2 protein-coding genes and 1 pseudogene are annotated in these 917 nt (G+C 55.4%); all 3 read left to right on the forward strand.

What is annotated here, in order from left to right; genetic code table 11:
- Positions 1-11: 11 nt before the first annotated feature.
- Positions 12-146: a transposase gene (locus PHO31112_RS27870; RefSeq protein ID WP_425495238.1), complete on the forward strand. Its 135-nt coding sequence runs from the start codon at positions 12-14 to the stop codon at positions 144-146.
- 109 nt (positions 147-255) lie between these two features.
- Positions 256-678 (forward strand): annotated as a pseudogene (locus PHO31112_RS27875) (integrase core domain-containing protein); the annotation flags it as partial.
- A 78-nt stretch (positions 679-756) separates the two neighbouring features.
- Positions 757-917 (forward strand): transposase (locus PHO31112_RS27025; RefSeq protein WP_150624802.1); only part of this gene is annotated, 161 nt, incomplete at its 3' end.

Below are 917 nucleotides of genomic sequence, written 5' to 3' on the forward strand. Positions count from 1 at the left end.
GAGGAGTTGGTATGAAGAAAAGCCGGTACAGCGACGAACAGATTGTGCGGATACTGCGCGAGGCAGATCGAGACACAGTGCCTGAGGTGGCCAAGCGCCACGGCGTGAGCGAGGCGTCGATTTACGCTTTTGGGCTACGCACCTAAGATGCCCGCGAAAAACGCACCGGTGATCGATGCCATGCGAGCATTATCGGGGCAATTCCCGCGCTTCGGTTCGCGCCGCATCCGAGTGTTGCTGGGGCGTGAAGGTATCGTGGTCGATGAATATACGCGGGAGTGCCTGGCGATTGATGTGGCGGGATCGATCCGCTCGCGTCGAGTCATTGAAGTGCTGAGCCGGTTAATTAGCGTGCACGGCGCGCCACGTTATCTGCGCTCAGACAACGGGCCGGAGTTTGTCAGCACAGCGTTGTTGAAATGGGCAGTCCAGGAGCAGATTGAGACGGCACTGATTGACCCCGGCAAACCATGGCAGAACGGCACCAACGAGAGTTTCAACGGAAAATTTCGTGATGAGTGTTTGGCGATGGAGTGGTTTCGCAATCGGATCGAGGCGAAGATCGTGATCGAAGACTGGCGTACTCACTACAACGAAGTGCGCCCGCATTCGAGTTTGCAGTACCTGACCCCGGCCGAATTCCGTCGGGTTAGCGAATGTAGTTCAACCACCGGGTGATCTGCAATGAGAATTCTGGACCACCTTGGGCGTTAGTTTTTCGGCAAACTTTACCCTTGGAAAAAGGAGGAGTTTGCTATGAAACGCAAGCGCTTTTCAGTCGAGCAGATTGTGGCGGTACTGAAGCAGGCCGAGTTGGGAATGCCGGTGGCCGATCTCATGCGTCACGTCGGTATTTCGGAGCAGACGTTTTATCGCTGGAAGAAGCAATATGCCGGTATGCAGTCAGATCAGGTACG

The sequence above is a fragment of the Pandoraea horticolens genome, assembly GCF_902459555.1.
Taxonomy (GTDB): Bacteria; Pseudomonadota; Gammaproteobacteria; order Burkholderiales; family Burkholderiaceae; genus Pandoraea; species Pandoraea horticolens.